General features: G+C 52.9%; 1 protein-coding gene. It reads left to right on the forward strand.

The genetic code is table 11. The annotated features are described in order from the left end of the window. Positions 1-86 precede the first annotated feature (86 nt). A partial coding sequence (locus JBE38_RS27510) for a DDE-type integrase/transposase/recombinase (RefSeq protein ID WP_205345598.1) occupies positions 87-943 on the forward strand: 857 nt, incomplete at its 3' end.

Genomic DNA, 943 nt, shown 5'->3' on the forward strand with positions numbered 1-943 from the left:
CCCGGTACAAACCGGGGACATCGTTTACATTTCTAACCGGGGACATGGTTTACAGGCTAATACGCATGATCAGGAGGTAACTGATCATGCCCTGGAACCAAGAGTCCCCTATGAACCAACGAATCAAGCTGGTCGTCGACTGGCTTTCTGGCGATTACACAAAAAGCCAGCTGGCACGCCGCTTCAACGTTAGTCGGCCGACCGTGGATAAATGGATTTCTCGGCATGTTGGCGGCGATTTAAAGTCGTTGGCCGAGCTTTCCCGGCGTCCTCATCACAGCCCCAACAAGACTGACGACGAGATATTGGCCCGCATCGTGGCAATGAAAGACGCTCACGATAAATGGGGGCCGAAGAAGATTATCGAGCTATTACGAATCGATGACCCTTGCACCGCCTGGCCCTCTCCGAGTACGGCAGGTCAATGGCTTGAACGACTCGGACTAGTCAGTAAACGGCGCTTCAAGCGCCGACACGGCACCTCTCACAGAGAAATGCGAGAAGCAAACGAACCCAATAAGACGTGGTGTGCTGACTACAAAGGGCAATTCAAGATGCTCGACACACAGATGTGCTTCCCTTTGACCGTTACAGACCACGCCTCCCGTATGATTTTGGCGTGCAGGGCCCATCCCAAGATCATGACCAAGCCGGTGAAACAGGCCTTTGAGAGGCTTTTTCAGGAATATGGAATGCCGGACGTCATTCGTACTGACAACGGTGTTCCCTTCGCCTCTCCGGGCTTGGCAAGAATGTCCACCTTGGCAGTTTGGTGGATCCGATTAGGTATCTATCCGGAACGAACGATGCCGGGAAGACCCGCCCAGAATGGTCGCCATGAGCGAATGCACCGTAGCTTGAAACTTGAGTTGCCGTTAGGGAAAAACTTGATAGAGCAGCAGCTTTTGCTGGAGCACTTCAGGCATGAGTTCAATTACGTGCG

Source organism: Pseudomonas sp. ICBG1301 (assembly GCF_016918385.1).
Lineage (GTDB): Bacteria > Pseudomonadota > Gammaproteobacteria > Pseudomonadales > Pseudomonadaceae > Aquipseudomonas > Aquipseudomonas palleroniana.